Genomic DNA, 17677 nt, shown 5'->3' with positions numbered 1-17677 from the left:
GCGCCCCAGTCAACCCGCAGACCGCGAGACGATCCATCGCTTAGCCGCTCGGAGCCATGCGTCATCGTCTCGCTAGGAGACCCCATGCAGCACACGCTCCCCAGCGGCGTCACGCTCGGCGCCGAGCACTTCGGCGATCCGGCCGCGCCGCTGGTCCTGCTCGCCGGCGGCACCACGATGCTTTCCTGGCCCGACGCCTTGTGCGAAGCCCTTTCCCGCGGCGGACGGCATGTCGTGCGCTACGACCTCCGCGACGCGGGCGCCTCGACCACGCTCGACCCGGACGCACCGGCCTACACCTTGCGCGACCTCGCCGCCGACGCGGCCGCGCTCGCCCGCGAACTCGACGACCGGCCCGCTCACCTGGCCGGGATCGGCGTCGGCGGGATGGTCGCCCAAGTCGCCGCCCTCGACCATCCCGAGGCGTTCTCCGCCCTCACGCTCTGCGGGACCCGCCCCGTCGCCCCGGGGCCCGTCGACGCGGACCTGCCCGATCACGACGCGAAAGCCATGCGCGCACTGTTCGCGCTGCCGATGCCGGACTGGTCGGACCGCTCCTCCGTCGCCGACCGGGCCGCCGCCATCGCCGAAGTCCTCGGCAACGACCCCGACACGGCCCGAACCGTCGCGGCCCGCGTCTTCGACCGTGCCGCCAGCACGGAACCGGTCGTGCAGATGGCCAACCATCTCGGCATGGTGTTCTCCCAACTCGACTGCACGCCGCGCTGGCGCGAACGCCTGCCGGAGCTCGCGGTCCCGACAGTGGTGCTGCACGGCCGCCGGGACGTGTTTTTCCCGGTGGGCAACGGCGAAGCCCTCGCCCGCGAGATCCCCGGTGCGCGGCTGGTCGTCCTGGAAGACGCCGCGAGCGCGATCCCGGACGCTGCCGCCGAGGAGGTCGCCGCGGCGATGCTCTCCGTCTGACTTCGCCGTGCCGGACTGATGCGCGACAGGGCCAGCAGACGGTTGCTCGCGGGATTTGCTTGGCAGCGCGGAAATAGCGGGCTCCTCGGCACCGGCTCAGCGCTCGGCCGAGGCGGAAGGAAGCGAGCCGCGGCAAGGGATCCCGCGGAAAACACCAGGCTTTCCCCTGCCGCGGCGCTAGTCTCGGCCGGGTGGACCCGCTCACCGCGTTGCTCGAAGGACCCCGCGCGCACGGCGCGTTCCTGCTCCGGTCCGTGCTGCGCCCGCCGTGGTCGTTGCGGATCGAGGACGAAGCGCCGCTGACCGTGCTCGCCGTCGTGCGCGGCGACGCCTGGGTGGCGCCCGACAACGCCGAAGCCGTCCGCCTCGAGACGGGCGACGTGGCCGTCGTCCGGGGACCGGATCCGTACCTCGTCGCCGACGATCCGGAAACGCCGCCGCAGGCCGTGATCCGCCCGGGACAGGAGTGCGGCACGCCCGACGGCGGGCATCTCACCGACCTGACCGAGTTCGGCGTCCGCACCTGGGGCGACGACCCCGACGGCCCGACCGTGCTGCTCACCGGCACCTACCCGACAGTCGGCGAGGTTTCGCGCCGCCTGCTCGCCGCCGTGCCGAACGTCGTCACCGCTCGCGCCGGGACCAGCCCGGATCCGCTCGTCGCGATGCTCGCCGACGAAATCGACCGCGACGTCCCCGGTCAGGAAGCCGTCCTGGACCGGGTGCTGGACCTCCTGCTCGTCCGCGTCCTGCGGGAATGGCTCGACCGCCCGGCCGCGCCCGCCTGGTACCGCGCGCACGGCGATCCGGTGGCCGGGCACGCCCTGCGGCTGCTGCAGGACCAGCCCGAGCACCCGTGGACCGTCGCCGGCCTCGCGAGCGCGACCGGCGTCTCCCGCGCCGCGCTCGCGAGGCGGTTCACCGACGCGGTCGGCGAACCGCCGATGACCTACCTCGCCACCTGGCGGCTCGCCCTCGCCGCCGACCTGCTGCGCCAGCACCCGGACGCGACGCTCACCGCGATCGCCCGCCAGGTCGGCTACCGCAGCCCCTTCACGCTGAGCGCCGCGTTCAAACGGGAGTACGGGCGCAGTCCGCAGCACTACCGGCTGCGCGAACCTGCCTGACCGTCCGGCCCGCCGACAGCGTCAGTCCTCCTCCCCGGACATCTTCGCGAACAGGTGCCGCACCTTCTCCGCCGCGCCGTCGGACAGGAACAGCTCCAGGTTGTCCGCCGACATCCGCGCCGCCGGTTCAGCGCGTTCGAGCATCGCCTGCTCGAACTTCGCCACGTCGCCGCCCTCAGCCAGAACCAGGGCGAGTTCGGCGCCGTCGCGCATCGCGAGGTTCGCGCCCTGCCCGGCGAACGGCGACATCAAGTGCGCCGCGTCCCCGATCAGCGTCACACCCGGCGTGCTGTCCCAGCGCACCCCGACCGGCAACGCGGTCAACGGATACACCAGCATCGGCCCGGACGTGGCGTCCACCAACGCCAGGAATTCCGCCGGCCACCCGGCGTAGAGCTCCTTCAACGCGGCACGAGCGCGATCCGGATCGTCGAACGGAATCCCCGACGTCTCCGTCCAATCCTCGGCGCACCGCAGGGTCAGATGGACGCGGATCGTGCCGTCCCCGTTGCGTTGCGCGGAAAGCGTCTGCTGATCCCCGATCGCGGAGAAGCTGCCGCGGCCCACGAGCGCCGAAGCCGCCGGGTGCGCCCGGTCCGCGTCATGGATGACCAGCTCCATCCCGTGCACCCCGCAGTACGCCGGTTCCGCGTCGGTGAGCAACGGCCGGATCCTCGACCGGGCGCCGTCCGCGCCGATCAGGAAATCGCAGTCCAGGGTTTCGCCGCCGGAGAGGTGCACGCGATGGCGTCCGTCGCCGAGCGGCTCCGCCCCGGTCACCGCGTGCCCCCAGCGGACGGTCTCCTCCGGAAGCGCGTCGAGCAGCAGTTTCCGCAGCGCCGGCCGGTCCGCCTCGGGACGGCCCCAGCGTTCTTCTCCTTCGTCCGGGGTGATTTCCCGCCGCAGCGGGGTTCCCGCGGAGTCGTACAGGACCATGTCCTGGCCCTCCGGACGGGCGATCGCGCGGTAACCCGCCTCCAGGCCGGCCTCGCGCAGCGCCCACTGGCCCTCGTCGACCGTCAGGTCCAGCGTGCCGCCCTGAACCCGCGCTTCCCGGCTGGCGTCGCGTTCGCAGACCACGGCCTCGACGCCGTGCGCGTGCAGCACCCGCGCGCAGGTGAGCCCGCCGAGCCCGCCCCCGGCGATCACGATTCGCATGATGACATCCCTCGATACACTGTATTGGCCAAATACACCGTATCGGAACCGCCCCGGTACTGTCACCCGAAAAGGAGCGAGCATGGACGAACTGGTGTGGGAACGGCCCGAACCGCCGGCGCGCGCGACGCCGGCGCCGTTGAGCCGCGCCCGCATCGTCGAGACGGCTTGCGCGCTCGCCGACGAAGGCGGACTGGAGGCGGTGTCGCTGCGCAAAGTCGCGGCCGCGCTCGGTGCCGGGCCGATGCGGCTTTACGGCTACCTCGACACCAAAGAAGAACTGCTCGACCTGATGACCGACGCCGTCTACGGCGAGATCCCGCTGCCGGACCCGGACACCGAAGGCGTGGCCGCCCTGCGCGCGCTCGCCCACGGCTGCCGCGCCGCCGTCCAGCGGCACGAATGGTTCGCGGACCTGATCGGCGGACGGCCCGGCCTAGGCCCGAACGCGCTCGCGTACCTGGAGGCCTCCCTTGCCGCCGCGGCCGGTCCGGGCCCGATCGAGGACGCCATGATCACGGTGTTCACCGTGCACTCCTACGTCACCGGCGCGGTGCGCAGCGAGATCCGCGAACGGCGACTCATCAGCGACACCGGCCTCGACGAGGAAGGCTGGCACCGCGCCGCCGCGCCCTACCTCAAGCGGATGTTCGACACCGGCCGCTACCCCACCCTTTTCCGCACCGCCCGCGACGCCGTCCACCCGGATGGCGACGCCGTCTTCGCCGCCGGTCTCGAGCGGGTGCTTTCCGGACTCTCGCTCAGCTAGTTACCGCTTAAGCGGCAAGATAGGCGCATGGACACCGCCGCACTGGGGCCCACGACCCGTGTCATGCACGCGATGGAACAGCTCTGGGCCGAGATCCGGCGGCGGCACGCGGACGTTCCCGAGGCGATCCTCGTGCTGGCGTCGGGAACGATGGGCACCACCACCGAGATCCACGGCCACTTCGCCCGGTCCCGCTGGCACGTCGGCGACGGCGTCGAACCCCGCGCCGAGTTCTTCCTCGGCGCCGAAGGCCTCCGGCGCAGCGCGGCCGAGATCCTCTCCACCACGCTCCACGAGGCCGCGCACGGACTCGCCGCCACGCGCGACATCGTCGATGTCAGCGACGGCCGCTATCACAACAAACGCTTCGCCGCGCTCGCCGCCGAACTCGGCCTGCGCGCCGAACAGGCGGACCGGATCGGCTGGTCCTCCACTACCGCGCTCCCCGCGACTCTCGAGGCCTACCTTGGAGAACTCTCCCGGCTCGAAGCCGCTCTGACCGTGTGGCGGCACACCGAGCAGGAGGTCGCCCGACGCGCCGTCGCTGCCCCGCCGGACGACCCGGAGGTGCCGGACGAGGTGGCCGAACCGCCCGCGCCGCCAGTGGTGATCGCCCCGGTCGACGGGCGCGGCGCGCACCGCGGCGGGCCGAACTACGTCGCGGCGATCTGCCGCTGCGAACCCCCGCGCCGGATCCGCGCGGCCCGGTCGATCCTGGAACTGGGGCCGATCACCTGCACGCTGTGTTCCGAGCCGTTCATCGAGGCTTGACCGCTGCTCCGGGTGCACTTAGTGCTTGCACTTTGCTATCACTTCGGGCTACTGTCGCGCTCCACGAGCGAAGGGGGTGCCATGCTGAGCCAGGCAGCGGAAGGCGTGCTGGTCCACCAGAGCGAGGTGCTCGAGAACAACGCGGTCGTCGTGCAGGGCCGGGACGGCGTGCTGCTCGTCGACCCCGGGCTCACGAACGGAGAACTCGCCTGCCTGGCCCGCGATCTCCGCGAACTCGGCCAGCCGGTCGCGGCGGGCTTCGCGACGCACCCGGATTGGGATCACGCGCTCTGGCACGCCGAATTCGGCGACGTCCCCCGCTACGGAACTGCCCGGTGCGCCGCCTATTTGCAGGATCTGCTCGCGAAGCCGGACTGGAAATCCCTTGTCGCAGAAGGATTGCCGCCGGAGATCGCCGGCGACGTGCCGCTGGACCTGTTCGGCCGCGTCACCGCGCTGCCCGCCGGAACCGCGTATCTCCCCTGGGTCGGCCCGCGAACCCGGATCATCGAACACCCGGCGCACGCCCCTGGCCACGCCGCGCTGCTGATCGAGGAACGCGGGGTTCTCGTCGCGGGCGACATGCTTTCCGACGTCCTGGTCCCGATGTTCGACACCACCGCCGATCCGATCGAGGACTACTTGACCGGGCTGCGGCTGCTGGAAGCCGCGGCGGACGAAGCCGACGTCGTCATCCCCGGCCACGGGTCCGTCGCAGCCGGTCAGGTGCGCGCGCGAATCAAACTCGACCGCGCGTACGTGCAGGCCTTGCGCGACGGTCGCGAACCCGACGACCCGCGGATCGGCCCGTCGGCCAAGCCCGGCTGGGAATGGGTCGGCGATCTGCACCGGGCACAGGCCGCCAAACTCGGCTGATCAGCCGAGCCAGCCGCGATGCAGCGCCGGAGCCAGCTCGTGCGCGGCCGAGTCCCGGACGGCGTTCTCGTCGTGCAGATACCCCTCGGTGGTCGACAACGCGGCGTGCCCGAGGTCGCGCTGCACCTGGCGCGGCGGGACCCCTCGCTCGATCGCGTGCGTCGCGTAGGAGTGGCGCGCCGAATGCGGATGGATCGTGTCGCACAACGGCTGCAGGTGCGTCGCGACGAACCGGGCCTCGGCGGTGTCGAGCACCTCCTGCAGCCGCGCGGTCCTGGCCGGCTGGCAGAACGTCGCGCACAACCGGCGCAGCAACGCCGTCACGTGCGAAACGTGCACGCGCGCACCGGTGCTGGTGACGAACAACGGCTCCGCCCGCTTCGCGCCGACCTGGCTGCGCAGCGCCGGGACCTGCGGCGTGACCCGCTCGGCCAGATAGGCGTCTAGCGCGTCGGCCACCGGCGCGGCCAGCGCGACCTCGCGGTCCTTGGATCCCTTGCCGTGCACGCGAAGCACGCCGAAGCCGCCCGCGGCCGGCCGCCGGTAGTCGCCCAGATCGACGCCCACGAGTTCCTCCGCGCGCACCCCGGTGCCGATCAGGATCTCGACCATCGCCCGGTCGCGCAGCCCGTTTCGGCTGTGGCCGGCCAGCAGCCACGCCGCGAGCAGCAACGCCCGGCACGCGTCGAACGACCAGCGCGCGGTCTGCGACGGGACGCCGGAAGGCCGGTTGAGATGCTGCGCCCGCCGGTCCACGAGCGCGGCGGGATTGTGCCCGGCCAGACCTTCGCGCAACAGGTACTTGCGGTAGAACGCGGACACCGCCGACAGCATCCGGCCGCGCGTCGCGTCGCGGTACCCGGCCCGCGCCAGCTCGTCCAGCCACTGCTCGACGTGCTCCACCCGGACGTCGGCGAACGACGTGAACCCGTTGCGCAGGCACCACGGCAGCCACGCGAGCGCGTCCGGATCGGCCCGCCGCGCACGGCCGCGGCGGCGTCCCGGATCGGGCGGCTGGTAGCCGGGCACCCAGTCAAGCGGAATGCCCAGATCGGTCGCGTACGCGACCCGGGTGTTGAGCGACGCGTACACGCGCAGGAATTCCCCGAACCGCTCCCGCGCGTCCTTGCCCGCTCCCCCGGCATCGGTGAGCGCGAGGGTCATGCGCGCCCGCCCGGATACAGCGCGGCGACCCCGGCGAGCACGAGATCGATCCCGGCGAGGAACTGCGCGCGGTCGTCGTGCTCGCGCATCTGGCTCGCCATCAACCGGGTCGTCTCGTACTCCTCCGGGTCGAGGTCCTCCCACGCTTCCGCGGTGGCGGCGAGGAATTCCGCCCGGTCCGCGTCCGGCTCGGCGACCCGGCTGTTGGCCGCGTTCTGCCCGGCCGCGCCCAGCACGTAGTGCATCAGCACCGACGTCGCGGTGAACCAGTGCTCCTCGGGCACGCCCAGCGCGCGGACCCGGCGGCCGAGGCTTTCGAGGATCCGCGGCGTCACCGGCCCGCCCGGGCTGCGGGACAACTGGAGCAGCAGCTGCGCGGCCAGCCACGGATGCGCGTCGATCGCGGAGAACAGGCCGAGCGCGACCGCGTGCACCTCATCGCGCGGCGAGCCGGCCGGCTCCGCTGCCAGCGCGTCGGCCACCACCGCGTCGGTCGCGGCGACCAGCAGCTCGCCCTTGTTCGCGACGTGCCAGTAGATCGCCCCGGGCCCGGTCGCGAGCCGCTCGGTGAGCACCCGGAACGTCAGGCCGCTCTCGCCCGCCGCGTCCAGCAGTTCCACCGCCGCCTCGACGATGCGCTCCCGAGAGAGTGCCTCCGTGCGCCGCTGTGCCCGGCGCGTCCCCGTAGCCATGCGCTCATCTTGACACATCTGGTACGCCGTTCCAATATGGAATGGCGTACCAGAACTGTCACCGGAAGGAGCTGTGCCATGAACACGTCCGTCACGATCGTCGGCGCCGGGCTCGGCGGACTCACGCTCGCCCGCGTCCTGCACGTCCACGGAATCCCCGCCGCCGTGTACGAGGCCGAGCCGTCCCCGGCCTCGCGCGCCCAGGGCGGCCTGCTCGACATCCACGACTACAACGGTCAGCTCGCCGTCGAAGCCGCCGGGCTGACCGCCGAATTCCGCAGCCTGATCCTGGAAGGGAGACAAGAGCTGCGGCTGGTGTCCCATGACGGGACCGTGCTGTTCAAACAACCCGACGACGGCACCGGCGGCCGTCCCGAAGTTCACCGCGGCGAGCTGCGGCAGCTGCTGATCGACTCGCTGCCGGAGGGCACTGTCCACTGGGGACACAAGGTCAGCGGCGTGCGCGCCCTGGCGCAGGGCTACGAAGTCGCGTTCGCCGACGGGGGCACGGTGACCACAGATCTGCTGGTCGGCGCGGACGGCGCCTGGTCGAAGGTCCGGCCGCTGCTGTCCTCGGCGAAACCCGAGTACAGCGGGGTGTCCTCGGTCGAGACCTTCCTCCACGACTCCGACCGCCTGTTCCCGGCCACGGCCGAAGCGGTCGGCGGCGGGATGCTGCTGGTGCTCGCGCCGGGGCACGGGATCACCGCGCACCGCGAGCGAGACGGAATCCTGCACGCCTACATCGGGCTGCAACGGCCGCTGGAATGGTTCGACGGCATCGATTTCACTGCCCCGGCGGCCGCGACCGCGCGAATCGCGGCGGAGTACGAGGGCTGGTCGACGGCGTTGACCACGCTGATCACCGAAAGCGCCACCGCACCCGTCTTGCGGCCGCACTACGGCTTGCCGATCGAGCATCGGTGGGAGCGGGTGCCGGGCGTGACCTTGATCGGCGACGCCGCGCACCTCGCGCCGCCGAACGGCGAAGGCGCGAACCTGGCCATGCTCGACGGCGCCGAACTCGGGCTCGCGCTCGCCGCCCATCCCGGCGACGTCGAGGGCGCCCTCGCCGAGTACGAGCAGGCGATGTTCCCGCGCGGCGCGGAAACCGCCGCCGAGGGCGCGCACCTGCAACGGCAGATGTTCGGCCCCGACGCACCGCACGGGCTGCTCGCCGAGTTCGTCGCCGGAACGTAGGACAGTTCGGCAGGGCAAACTCACCTGCGTCAGGACGCTGCGTCGCGGAGGGAGGCGGACAGCGCGCGGGCCTCGTGCTCGGTCATCCGGCCGGTTTCGTAAGGCACGCCGTTGACCCAGCGCTGCGTCAGCCGCGCGATCCGCTCGCCGTACCGCTGGGCGGTGGCGCGGTCGCCGTGCGATCCGGCCTCCTCCGGGCCGAGGTCGGCGTGGCTCTGGCTCATCAGCCCCAGCCACGAGCCGAGCCGGTTGACATCGTCGCGGGACCCGCCGGTCCAGTTGTTGCCCGGCATGTCGCCCACGCCGATCCACTGCATGCCCAACTGCGCGGCGAACACCGACAACTGCTGCAGCACCGCCAGCTTGTCGCCGCTCTGCGACGCGGACATGGTGAACCCGCCGGCCAGTTTGTCCTTCCACGCCTGTGTGGTGAACGGCGTGAACGCGGCCTCCATGAACGCCTTGAACACCGCGGACACGCTGCCCATCAGCGTCGGGGAGCCCATGACGATCGCGTCGGAACGGCCCAGCAGCGCCATGACCTCGCTGTCGTGCCAACGGCCCGCCGAGACGTCCTCGGCCCGGATGTCGACGAGGTGCACCCGCACGCCCGGCACCTGTCGCGCCCCTTCGGCGAGATGCTCGGCCAGGAGGCGGGTGTGCCCGTGGACCGAATGGCAGACCACGGCGACCGTGGCCTGCGGGATGCCGTCAACGGCAGTGGCTGTCATGCGAAATCTTCTTCCGTTCGTGGGGGAATCCCCTGCTTGCTCCCCATCTCATCCCGATCCCCGGGCACCATCAACGCCGTTCTCCACCACCCAGCGATCGGTGAAACCGATCGATCGGGCTAGCCTGATCCGGTGGACAGGATCGAACTGGAAGCGTTCGTCACGGTCGCGGAGGAACTGCACTTCGGCCGCGCCGCCGAGCGCCTGCACCGCGGGCAGCCGACCGTCAGCGACGCCGTCCGGCGCCTGGAGAAAACCTTGGGCGGCAAGCTGTTCCACCGCACCAGCCGCCGCGTCTCGCTGACCGGCCTCGGCGAAGCCCTCCTGCCCGACGCGCACGCCACCCTCGCCCAGCTGCGCCGCTTCCGGCAACGCGGTCGCTCTCTGGCGGGCGGCGACCCGAAGCGCGGCACGCTCGTCGTCGCCCACGCCGAATACACCGCCCACCAGGTGCTGCTGCGCTGCCTGCCTCTGCTGCGCGAGCAGTTCCCCGACGTCACGATCGTGCCCGAGCCGATGCCGACCACCGCGCAGCTCGCCGCCCTGCGCGCGGAAACCGTCGGGCTCGGCATCGGCTGGGCGACCGGCGGGATCGACGGCGTGCGGGCGCGGGTGCTGTCCGCCGAACGGTTCGTCGCGCTGGTGCCCGCGGCGCATTCCCTTGCCGGACACGCGGAACTGAGCGCCGCCGAACTGTCCTCGACCGCGTTGCTGACCTGGCCGCACCAGATCAACAGCGGGCTCTGCGACCGGCTGCTGTCGGCGTTCCGGATCAGCGGCGCGGACCTGCGGATCATCCGGACCGCCGACAGCGTCCAGGCGATCGCCGCCCATGTCGCGGCCGGGACGGGAATCGGGATCACCGTCGAGTCGGCACTGGACCACCAGCCGCCGGGGCTGCGGATCATCCCGCTGACCGGTCCGTCGACCACCGCCGACCAGGTCGTCCTCCTGCCCGAAAACCCTTCGGACGTCGCGCTCGCGCTGCGGGAGCTGCTGCTGCGCGCTTCCGTGCCGGGCTAGGGGCACGCGCCGGAGAGGATCCGGCCGTGCAGCTCCACCAGCCGCGCTCCCGGGTCGACGCCCAGCTCGTTGCGGAGACGGCGGCTCAGCCCGGCGTACCTGCGCAGCGCGTCCGCCTGGCGGCCGTGCCGGCACAGCACCGTCATCAGCTGCGCGGCGATCCGTTCGTCCAGCGGATGCTCGGCCGCGTAATGGTTCAGCGGGCCGAGCAGTTCCGAGGACTTGCCTTCGCGCAGGCAGATGTCGAACAGGTCCAGTTCCGCGCCCAGCCGCTCGGCGGCGAACCGGGCGCGCAGGTCGACCAGCCACGCGGCGTCGACGTCCACGAACGGAACGCCGCGGCACAGCGACAACGCCTTCTCGTAGGCCTGTTTCGCCCGCCGCCGGTCGGTGCCGGACTGCCTCGCCCGCGCCACCAGGCCGCGGAACCGGCACAGGTCGATGTCGTCCTCGTCGACCAGCAGCACGTATCCGCGGTGCCCGCGCGTCAGGACCAGCCGATCACTGCCCTGGAGCACCCCGCGAAGCCGGGAAACGTAGCTGTAGAGCGCGTTGTGCACGCGCGCGGGCGGGGAGCCGTTCCAGACCCGGCTGATCAGCTCGCCGGTCGAGATCTGGACGTTCGGCTGGATGAGCAGCGCCGCGAGAAGCCTGCGCTGCCGCGGCGGGCCCAAGGCGAGAATCCGCCCGCCGACCCGTATTTCGACCTCTCCGAGAACCCTGACCTCGGTGCCGCACACGGAACCTCCCTGGGTCCTTTCCGGGATACCAGTCCCGCCGCCGAGGGTTCAAGGTCGCTGCAAGGTTTCGACAAGGCGCCCCGGCCACGATGGGCCACAGCCCGGGCAGCGCCGCTCCGTCACCGGAAACGCGCCGGCCCGCTTTCGCCCCCGGCACGGATTTCCCGCTGCTGCGAACGGGATTCGGGAGGTGAATGCCCATGCTGTACGTCCACTGACCCGGCAAGCCGCACCGCGGGAGCGTCGTGACCGGACCGGCCGCGACGCTCCCGCTCCGACCCGACCGCGGCGTGCTCGCCGGGGAACCGGAGGACGTTTTGCCCGCGCACGACAAGCCGCACGACGACCCGTACTACGAGCCGCTCGACCCGCGCGTGCTCGCCGATCCGCACCCGGTCTACCGCGCGCTGCGCGAGGCGCATCCGGTGTACTGGCACGGAATGCTGGACTCCTGGGTCGTCACCGAGCACGCCGCCGGACGTCAGGTGCTCGCCGATCCCGCCCGCTACGCCTCGGACTTCCGCCGGGCCGGGCTCGACGTCCCCGCCGCGTCGGTCAGCCTGCAGCGGCTCGACCCGCCGGAGCACACCGGGATCCGCCGGTTGCTGATCTCCGCGCTGCACCAGACGCCGCAGCGCGCCATGGCCGGGCACCTGCGCGCGAGCATGGCTTCCCGGCTCCTCGGACTGGCCGATTCGTGCCCGGCCGACCTCGTCCGGGGCTTCGCGCGTCCGGTCGCGCTCGACGCGATCTGCCGGTATCTCGGCGTGCAACCGCCGGGCGGCGAAGAGTTCGAGCGTTACTCCAATGCCATCGTGCGCAGCATGGACGCCGGTCTCGACCCGTCCCGCGCGGAAGCCGGGAACGAGGCCAGGGCCCAGCTCAGCGAACTCGTCGCGGGCTGGCTGGCCTCGGAGAACCAGACCGGTTTCGTCGCCGCCGCCCGCCGCGCCCGCTACGTCCGCCCCGGCATTTCCGCGGACCTGCTGGCGAACTCGCTCCGCGCGGTCCTGCACGCCGGGTACGAGTCGTCCAGCCGCCTGCTCGGCGCCGCTCTGCTGCGCCTGGCGCGCCGGCCCGGTCTGCTGGATCTGCTGTCCGGATTGGACGGCGCGGACGATCTCGCCGACGAACTGGTCCGCCTCGACGGATCCGTGCAAGCCGACGGCCGGATGTGCGTCGCCGACGGGGAACTGGGCGGCCAGCGCGTCCGGCGCGGCGACGTGGTGATCGTGCTGCTGGCGGCCGCGAATCGCGATCCCGCGGTATTTCCTTGCCCGGACGAGGTGAATCCGCGGCCCCGGCGCGGCCTGCACCTCGGATTCGGCCGCGGCGCGCACTCCTGCCTCGGCGCCGCGCTGGTCAACCTCCAGCTGAGGACCCTCTTCGATTGCCTGCGGGACAACGGAATCACGTTGACCTTGGCCGGCTGCCCGGTCTGGGAGGACACCGCGACCCTGCGCGGGCTGACGTCGCTTCCGGTCCAGGTCTCGATTCGGCGGAAAACCTCGCTGCACTGGCGGTAGGTTGCGAGGAGGGGCTGGTTTCGATCAGGGGGGCGACCGTGCTGGACGTGCGGCTTTTCGACGCCGACCGGGCGAGCGACGCGGACTGGGACGCACTGCACGAGCTGCAGTTTTCCGCCTACCGGCTGGATTTCCCGGAGCGTCCGCCGATGACGCGGGAGGAGACGATCTCCGGCGTGCGCGCGCCGCAGATCCAGGCGGGCGAGCAGCTGGTGTGGACCGCCCACCGGGACGACCGGCTCGTCGCCAGGGCGATCGCGACCCTGCCCGCCGACGGGAACGAACACCTCGCACTCGTGCGGCTCCACGTCCACCCGGACGTGCGGCGCCAAGGCATCGGGACGGAGCTGCTGCACACGTTGGAGCCGAAGCTGCGGGCACTCGGGCGGACGCGGGTGGAGGCGTGGAACCTCGCCCTCGGCGGCCCGGGCGAGCGCTGGGCTCAAGATCTCGGGTTCCGGATCGTGCACTCGGCGGTCCTGCAGATCATGGAGCTGAGCGAGGCCGACCGCGCGCGGTGGGACGTCGCGCCGCCTCCCGGATACCGGCTGATGCGGTGGGCCGGCGCTGCTCCGGAGCCGCTCGTCTCCGAGTACGCGAAGGCTCGCGCGGCTATTGGCGACGCACCGTTGGGCGAGTCCGAGTTCGGCGCGCCGGATTGGTCGGCGGACCGGGTCCGGCGGATCGAAGCCTCGTATCGCGAGCGGGGCATCGAGCACCGGACGGTGGCAGCGGTTTCTTCCGGGGGCGAGGTGGTCGGCCTGACGGAGATGGAATCGCGGCCGCTGCTGCCGGATAGGTTGCACCAGGGCGACACCGCGGTGCTCGCCGCGCATCGCGGGCACGGTCTCGGACTGGCGATGAAGTCGGCGATGCTGCGGTGGTTCACAGCGGACCGACCTGGCGTGGCGCAAGTCTGGACCGCCACGGGTGCGGGAAACACGCACATGATCGCGGTCAACCACCGGCTGGGGTTCGCGACGGTGCAGGCGGGCAGCGTGGTGAGCCGGGAGTTGTGAGGATTCATCGCCACGAGGAAAACGGGGACGCGTCGGCCAGCGGCGAGCGCGCGGTCTCCAGCGAACTGCAGAACGCGGACATCAACCGGAGGATCATCTCTTCCAGGCTGGCGGCGCCGGCGATCTCGACGGCGGGATCCGGAGTCCAGGAAGTCCTGGACGTGCAGGTGAGCCGCAGTCGCTCCCCGCACGGGCTGAAGTGCACGGTCCGCTCGATGCCCTGGCCGTAGAAGCCGATCTGGCCGTCGCGGCGGGCGCGCAGGTCTCGCAGCAGTCGGGGAAGCTGTTCGACCAGGGTCGACAGGTCATAGGCGACGTCCACCGGCCAGCTCCCGCCGAAACCGCGGACGGTGAACGCGCAATCCGTCGCGGCGAGGACCTGGCAGGCCTCGATGACCAGGGCGTCGAAGCCGGGATCGCCGTCCGGCGCCGGCGCGACCCTGCCAGGTGCGCGCGTGGCGGGCCGCAGAGAGAAGGCAAAGCCTCGCAGCCCGCTCTGAGCCATCAGTGTCCCCCGTGTTTCCGACGCCGTGCCGGCTGATCCTGGCACGGCAGTTCCCCCGCTCCGGAGTCCCCGGATCGGCTGATCGCCGAGTTCGCCGCCGGGACCTGGGCGTTTCGCTCGCTACGCTGATCCGCGGTCCGGACGGCTTGGCGAGGGGCGAAGCATGGCGGAGCGCGGTTCGGACGCGAAAACCTTCGGCGAACGCCTGCGCGAACTGCGCGGGCCGATGACCCAGCACGCGCTCGCCCGGCGTTCGGCGATCGGCTCCGAGGCGCTGACCAGGCAGCGCGTCTCCTACCTCGAGAACGGCCAGGTGCCGACCGCCGGTCAGCTTCGCTGCTACCTGCGCGGGTGCGACCGGGCGGACCTGTTCGACGAACTCGACGCGGTCCGCAAGCGGCTGTGCGAGTCCGGTCCGGCGTCGGGGGAACCGGCCGGGCCAGGACGCCGGTGGCAGTTCGCCGCGATCGGCGCCCTGGCCGCCGCGGTGCTGCTGGCTGCCGCGACCGCGACGTTCTGGGCGCTCGACCGTCCGTCCGCGACCGTCGCCGAGTGCGCGCCCGGCTTCGTGTGCTTCTGGAGCGAACCGGAATTCGGCGGGCACAAGATCACCCTCGACCCGGTCTGGGCCAGTGCGAACCACTGCGCCGCCCTGTCGTTCGAGGCCCGCTCGGAGATGAACAGCAGCAAAGAACGCCAGCTCGGCTTCCCCGCCCCGGACTGCACGGGATGGCACACCGTGCTCAACCACCTCGGCGGCACGGAACGCTCGACCTCTGTCCGGTCCTACCGGCACAGCTGACCGAGCCCGGGTTCCCCCAGCTCAGCGTGTCCGGCGCAGAACGGGACACGGCAGGACACCCGTCGATCTGGCCGCGCTCCCCGCCCCGGTGCTGTTCTCGATCGGCCACCACCCGTGGCGACCGGGGAAAGCCATCACCAGGGAGGAACACGATGAGGATCTCGAAGACGCTGACCGCGGCCGCGCTGACCCTCGCGGCCGCCGCCGCGACGATCAGCCCGGCCCTCGCCGCACCCGCGCTGGCCCCCTACCGCGTCACGCCGTGGCACGACGCGCGGGTCCGCCAGCTGCCGACCACCCACAGCCAGCAGGTCGACTACGTGACCGCCGACAACGGCTACGACGCCTACTGCTGGACCCACGGCGAGAACATCGAAGGCAACGACATCTGGGTCCGCCAGCTGGGCGACACCTACAAGCAGGGCTACGTGGCCGCCTACTACCTGAAGGGCGGAGTGACCGGCGGCGTCGGGACCCAGTGCGGCTGACGTCTTCTCGAGGTGCCCCGCCTGGCTCGGACAGGCGGGGCACCGCTGCGGATCGCCGCTCTGATGGTTCTCGAAGCCGCCTGTGGCACAACTATATGAATAATCTCAGTTATCCATATAGTTCTAGCTTCTCGCTCCTGTCTCCCGGTTTAAGTTATTCAAGTCTTACCTCGTGTTTCGGTATGTAAACCATAACTGTAGAGTGGGTGTCACCTGCGGAAAGGGGCACTGATGGAGACGATGGGGCCGCCGATCCGGCGCGGAAGCCGCGAGGAACGCCGGGAGGCGACCGTGCGCGCGCTGGCCGCCGGGGACGAGGCGGGATGCGCGTACTGCGGCCGGCCGCTGCCGCCGATCCCCCGGCAAGGCGGGCGGCCGACGCCGTACTGCCCGGCCGATCCGGAGCGGTACGGAAGGTGGGGCGCGAAGGTCGTCACGTGCGCGATGCTCGACGAGCAGCGCGAGATCTGGGTGACCGTCTACGGCCCCGACCAGCCGATGACCCAGCTCGACACCCGGGCGCTCGACGAGCAGCTCGGGTCGGCGTTGTCGGCGTTGGACCCGCTGCACGCGGAGCTGTCGGCGCTGCGCACGCACGTCACCGACCAGACCGCGGCCGCCCTCAAAGCGCGGGAAGAGGCCGAAGCCGCCCGCGACGAGGCGTTGGCGGAGGCCCGGGCGGCGAACGCGGAGCGCGCGCACGCGTTAGCCGAGGCGGAGGAAGCGCGTGCGGCCGAGGCAGCGGCCAGGAAACAGTCCGAAGTGGACCGGGAAGAGCGTGACGCTGCGCTCGCGAACGCCGCTGCGGCGCGGAAAGCGCAGGAAGCCGCGCTGGCGGTCCGTGATGAAGCCGCGAACAACCGACAGCGTGCGCTCGAGCAGGCGGCGGGCGCGCATGACCGGGTCACGGCGTTGCAGCGCGAGATCTCCGCGTTGCGGGCGACGGCGGTCGAGGATCTGGAACAGGCGCGTCGTGCGGCGGCGGAAGCGCAGGAGGAACTTCGGGCAGCGCTGACCGGCGAGCACGAGACCCGGATGCGGGAGCAGGAGCAGCGGTTGCGCGAGCAGGCCGCGGAGGCGGACGAACGTGTGCGTGGCGTTCAGTCGGCGGCTGATCAGCGGGTCGCGGAGTCCGCTGCGCAGTTGAGCCAGGCGACCAAGGCGTACGCCGAAACGCTGGCACCGCTGCATGCTGAGCTGGGGGAACTGCGTGCTCGTGTGAGCGCGCAGCAGGCGGAACTTGAGGAATTGCAGCGGCTTCGCGAGGCGGAGAAGGCGGAGGAGCCGGAGGAAACCGAGTAGCCGGGCGCGGTGGCAGCGGCCACCGCGCCCGGCCGGGTTGTGGTTGAATACCTCCCGTCGCCGGGTTCGACCGGCTGACCGTCATCGCCCGCGGTGCTTTTCCTGGCCCGCGCAGGTGCAGCACCTCAGCGATCCCGGCCTCGCCAGGCCGTCCCCCGTCATGCCCGAGAACGGAGCAGAACCATGCCCACCGAACGCATCACCAACGGCACCGAACGAGCACTGCTCGAGAACACGCTCGACCGCAACCGCGAAGCACTGGCCGAGACCCTCCGCGGCCTGTCCGAGGCCGACGCCCGGCGACGGCTCGTCGCGTCGCTGTCGACGCCGATTTCCGTGGTCAAGCACGCCGCCGCGGCGGAACGGATCTGGTTTCAACGGTTCTGGGCGGGGCTCGACGAGTCCGAATGCGACGGGTACTCGAAGCGAGACGTCGGCACCTTCGCCGTCGCCGACGACGAGACCGTGGCCGACGTGATCGCCGAATACGAACGCGCCAGCCAGCGGTCAAGGGAGATCGCCGCGCGCTTCGAACTCGACGACACCAAGGAGTTCCCCGGCGAGGGCACCGTCAGCATGCGATGGACGCTGCTCGCGATGATCCAGGAATTCGCCCGGCACGCGGGACACGGGGACATCCTGCGCGAGCAGATCGACCAGCCGCTCCCCTGACCTCGGCGGTCACTGGTGCTTGGCGAGGAAGGGAAGGAGCGCGTCGCGCCATCCGCCGAGCGCGAGGACGGGGCTCTCCAGTTTCCGTTGCGCCGCTTGCCGATTCCGCTCGGCGTCGACGAACATCGCCCGCCGGTCCGGCCGGTGAGCACCGTAGGCGAGCGGGACTCTGCGGGAATCAGAGTCCG

The 17677-nt window shown here is 71.6% G+C and carries 19 protein-coding genes; 13 read left to right on the top strand and 6 right to left on the bottom strand.

The genetic code is table 11. The annotated features are described in order from the left end of the window. Positions 1 to 84 precede the first annotated feature (84 nt). Both L3Q65_RS13110 and L3Q65_RS13105 read left to right on the top strand, forming a co-directional pair. Positions 85 to 924, top strand: a complete 840-nt coding sequence (locus L3Q65_RS13110) for an alpha/beta fold hydrolase (RefSeq protein ID WP_237599779.1) — start codon at positions 85 to 87, stop codon at positions 922 to 924. Between the two features lie 191 nt (positions 925 to 1115). After that, a complete protein-coding gene (locus tag L3Q65_RS13105) occupies positions 1116 to 2051 on the top strand; it encodes an AraC family transcriptional regulator (RefSeq protein WP_237599778.1) in 936 nt (311 codons plus the stop codon). 21 nt (positions 2052 to 2072) lie between these two features. Here the strand turns inward: L3Q65_RS13105 and L3Q65_RS13100 are convergent, their stop codons facing one another. Beyond that, positions 2073 to 3209 carry an NAD(P)/FAD-dependent oxidoreductase gene (locus L3Q65_RS13100; protein WP_237599777.1) on the bottom strand — a complete coding sequence of 379 codons (1137 nt, stop codon included), beginning with the start codon at positions 3207 to 3209 and terminating at the stop codon, positions 2073 to 2075. Positions 3210 to 3291: 82 nt separating this feature from the next. Between L3Q65_RS13100 and L3Q65_RS13095 the strand changes: the two genes are divergently transcribed. The 3 genes from L3Q65_RS13095 (at position 3292) to L3Q65_RS13085 (ending at position 5625) form a co-directional block, all read left to right on the top strand. After that, positions 3292 to 3978 (top strand): TetR/AcrR family transcriptional regulator, encoded by a 687-nt coding sequence (locus tag L3Q65_RS13095; protein ID WP_237599776.1) that lies wholly within the window; start codon positions 3292 to 3294, stop codon positions 3976 to 3978. 27 nt (positions 3979 to 4005) lie between these two features. Then, positions 4006 to 4749, top strand: a complete 744-nt coding sequence (locus L3Q65_RS13090; RefSeq protein ID WP_237599775.1) for a hypothetical protein — start codon at positions 4006 to 4008, stop codon at positions 4747 to 4749. 81 nt (positions 4750 to 4830) lie between these two features. Continuing rightward, on the top strand, positions 4831 to 5625 hold the full coding sequence (locus L3Q65_RS13085; protein ID WP_182889323.1) for an MBL fold metallo-hydrolase: 795 nt from the start codon (positions 4831 to 4833) through the stop codon (positions 5623 to 5625). Here the strand turns inward: L3Q65_RS13085 and L3Q65_RS13080 are convergent, their stop codons facing one another. Both L3Q65_RS13080 and L3Q65_RS13075 read right to left on the bottom strand, forming a co-directional pair. Next, positions 5626 to 6789: a tyrosine-type recombinase/integrase gene (locus tag L3Q65_RS13080; protein WP_182889324.1), complete on the bottom strand. Its 1164-nt coding sequence runs from the start codon at positions 6787 to 6789 to the stop codon at positions 5626 to 5628. It lies immediately after the preceding gene. Then, the gene (locus tag L3Q65_RS13075) at positions 6786 to 7481 is read right to left on the bottom strand and encodes a TetR/AcrR family transcriptional regulator (protein ID WP_182889325.1); all 696 of its coding nucleotides are present in this window, start codon (positions 7479 to 7481) and stop codon (positions 6786 to 6788) included. Before L3Q65_RS13075 ends, L3Q65_RS13080 begins: the two co-directional genes overlap by 4 nt. Positions 7482 to 7559: 78 nt before the next feature. Between L3Q65_RS13075 and L3Q65_RS13070 the strand changes: the two genes are divergently transcribed. After that, positions 7560 to 8681 (top strand): NAD(P)/FAD-dependent oxidoreductase, encoded by a 1122-nt coding sequence (locus L3Q65_RS13070; protein ID WP_237599774.1) that lies wholly within the window; start codon positions 7560 to 7562, stop codon positions 8679 to 8681. A gap of 29 nt (positions 8682 to 8710) precedes the next feature. Here the strand turns inward: L3Q65_RS13070 and L3Q65_RS13065 are convergent, their stop codons facing one another. Further along, the gene (locus L3Q65_RS13065; protein WP_237599773.1) at positions 8711 to 9412 is read right to left on the bottom strand and encodes a flavodoxin family protein; all 702 of its coding nucleotides are present in this window, start codon (positions 9410 to 9412) and stop codon (positions 8711 to 8713) included. Positions 9413 to 9544: 132 nt separating this feature from the next. On the opposite strand from L3Q65_RS13065, the gene L3Q65_RS47475 reads away from it, so the two are divergent. Then, on the top strand, positions 9545 to 10435 hold the full coding sequence (locus L3Q65_RS47475) for a LysR family transcriptional regulator (RefSeq protein ID WP_304504559.1): 891 nt from the start codon (positions 9545 to 9547) through the stop codon (positions 10433 to 10435). Here L3Q65_RS47475 and L3Q65_RS13050 read toward each other — a convergent pair. Further along, positions 10432 to 11175, bottom strand: a complete 744-nt coding sequence (locus L3Q65_RS13050; protein ID WP_237599772.1) for a BTAD domain-containing putative transcriptional regulator — start codon at positions 11173 to 11175, stop codon at positions 10432 to 10434. The two genes, L3Q65_RS47475 and L3Q65_RS13050, sit on opposite strands and share 4 nt — an antisense overlap. A 245-nt stretch (positions 11176 to 11420) precedes the next feature. Between L3Q65_RS13050 and L3Q65_RS13045 the strand changes: the two genes are divergently transcribed. Then, positions 11421 to 12701: a cytochrome P450 gene (locus L3Q65_RS13045; RefSeq protein ID WP_237599771.1), complete on the top strand. Its 1281-nt coding sequence runs from the start codon at positions 11421 to 11423 to the stop codon at positions 12699 to 12701. 38 nt (positions 12702 to 12739) lie between these two features. Beyond that, positions 12740 to 13720 (top strand): GNAT family N-acetyltransferase, encoded by a 981-nt coding sequence (locus L3Q65_RS13040; protein ID WP_182889330.1) that lies wholly within the window; start codon positions 12740 to 12742, stop codon positions 13718 to 13720. Between the two features lie 4 nt (positions 13721 to 13724). On the opposite strand, the gene L3Q65_RS13035 is transcribed toward L3Q65_RS13040, so the two are convergent. Beyond that, positions 13725 to 14225 (bottom strand): hypothetical protein, encoded by a 501-nt coding sequence (locus L3Q65_RS13035; protein WP_237599770.1) that lies wholly within the window; start codon positions 14223 to 14225, stop codon positions 13725 to 13727. 163 nt (positions 14226 to 14388) lie between these two features. Between L3Q65_RS13035 and L3Q65_RS13030 the strand changes: the two genes are divergently transcribed. From L3Q65_RS13030 to L3Q65_RS13015, 4 genes are all read left to right on the top strand, one after another. Continuing rightward, entirely contained in the window at positions 14389 to 15027 is a 639-nt protein-coding gene (locus tag L3Q65_RS13030; protein ID WP_237599769.1) for a helix-turn-helix domain-containing protein, read from the top strand. Positions 15028 to 15179: 152 nt separating this feature from the next. Further along, on the top strand, positions 15180 to 15515 hold the full coding sequence (locus L3Q65_RS13025; protein ID WP_182889333.1) for an SH3 domain-containing protein: 336 nt from the start codon (positions 15180 to 15182) through the stop codon (positions 15513 to 15515). A gap of 231 nt (positions 15516 to 15746) precedes the next feature. Continuing rightward, complete coding sequence (locus L3Q65_RS13020; protein ID WP_237599768.1) at positions 15747 to 16817, top strand: hypothetical protein; 1071 nt, start codon at positions 15747 to 15749, stop codon at positions 16815 to 16817. Between the two features lie 183 nt (positions 16818 to 17000). Next, a complete protein-coding gene (locus L3Q65_RS13015) occupies positions 17001 to 17489 on the top strand; it encodes a DinB family protein (protein WP_237599767.1) in 489 nt (162 codons plus the stop codon). Positions 17490 to 17677: the final 188 nt, after the last annotated feature.

Source organism: Amycolatopsis sp. FU40 (assembly GCF_021903635.1).
GTDB lineage: Bacteria > Actinomycetota > Actinomycetes > Mycobacteriales > Pseudonocardiaceae > Amycolatopsis > Amycolatopsis dendrobii.
This window is presented reverse-complemented; position numbering and strand designations above follow the sequence as displayed.

Coding starts and splice junctions, on each gene's coding strand:
- L3Q65_RS13065 (WP_237599773.1), bottom strand. CDS start 9,412: ATGACAGCCACTGCCGTTGACGGCATCCCGCAGGCCACGGTCGCCGTG.
- L3Q65_RS13030 (WP_237599769.1), top strand. CDS start 14,389: ATGGCGGAGCGCGGTTCGGACGCGAAAACCTTCGGCGAACGCCTGCGC.
- L3Q65_RS13035 (WP_237599770.1), bottom strand. CDS start 14,225: ATGGCTCAGAGCGGGCTGCGAGGCTTTGCCTTCTCTCTGCGGCCCGCC.
- L3Q65_RS13110 (WP_237599779.1), top strand. CDS start 85: ATGCAGCACACGCTCCCCAGCGGCGTCACGCTCGGCGCCGAGCACTTC.
- L3Q65_RS13090 (WP_237599775.1), top strand. CDS start 4,006: ATGGACACCGCCGCACTGGGGCCCACGACCCGTGTCATGCACGCGATG.
- L3Q65_RS13095 (WP_237599776.1), top strand. CDS start 3,292: ATGGACGAACTGGTGTGGGAACGGCCCGAACCGCCGGCGCGCGCGACG.
- L3Q65_RS13085 (WP_182889323.1), top strand. CDS start 4,831: ATGCTGAGCCAGGCAGCGGAAGGCGTGCTGGTCCACCAGAGCGAGGTG.
- L3Q65_RS13015 (WP_237599767.1), top strand. CDS start 17,001: ATGCCCACCGAACGCATCACCAACGGCACCGAACGAGCACTGCTCGAG.
- L3Q65_RS13075 (WP_182889325.1), bottom strand. CDS start 7,481: ATGGCTACGGGGACGCGCCGGGCACAGCGGCGCACGGAGGCACTCTCT.
- L3Q65_RS13025 (WP_182889333.1), top strand. CDS start 15,180: ATGAGGATCTCGAAGACGCTGACCGCGGCCGCGCTGACCCTCGCGGCC.
- L3Q65_RS13070 (WP_237599774.1), top strand. CDS start 7,560: ATGAACACGTCCGTCACGATCGTCGGCGCCGGGCTCGGCGGACTCACG.
- L3Q65_RS13020 (WP_237599768.1), top strand. CDS start 15,747: ATGGAGACGATGGGGCCGCCGATCCGGCGCGGAAGCCGCGAGGAACGC.
- L3Q65_RS13100 (WP_237599777.1), bottom strand. CDS start 3,209: ATGCGAATCGTGATCGCCGGGGGCGGGCTCGGCGGGCTCACCTGCGCG.
- L3Q65_RS13080 (WP_182889324.1), bottom strand. CDS start 6,789: ATGACCCTCGCGCTCACCGATGCCGGGGGAGCGGGCAAGGACGCGCGG.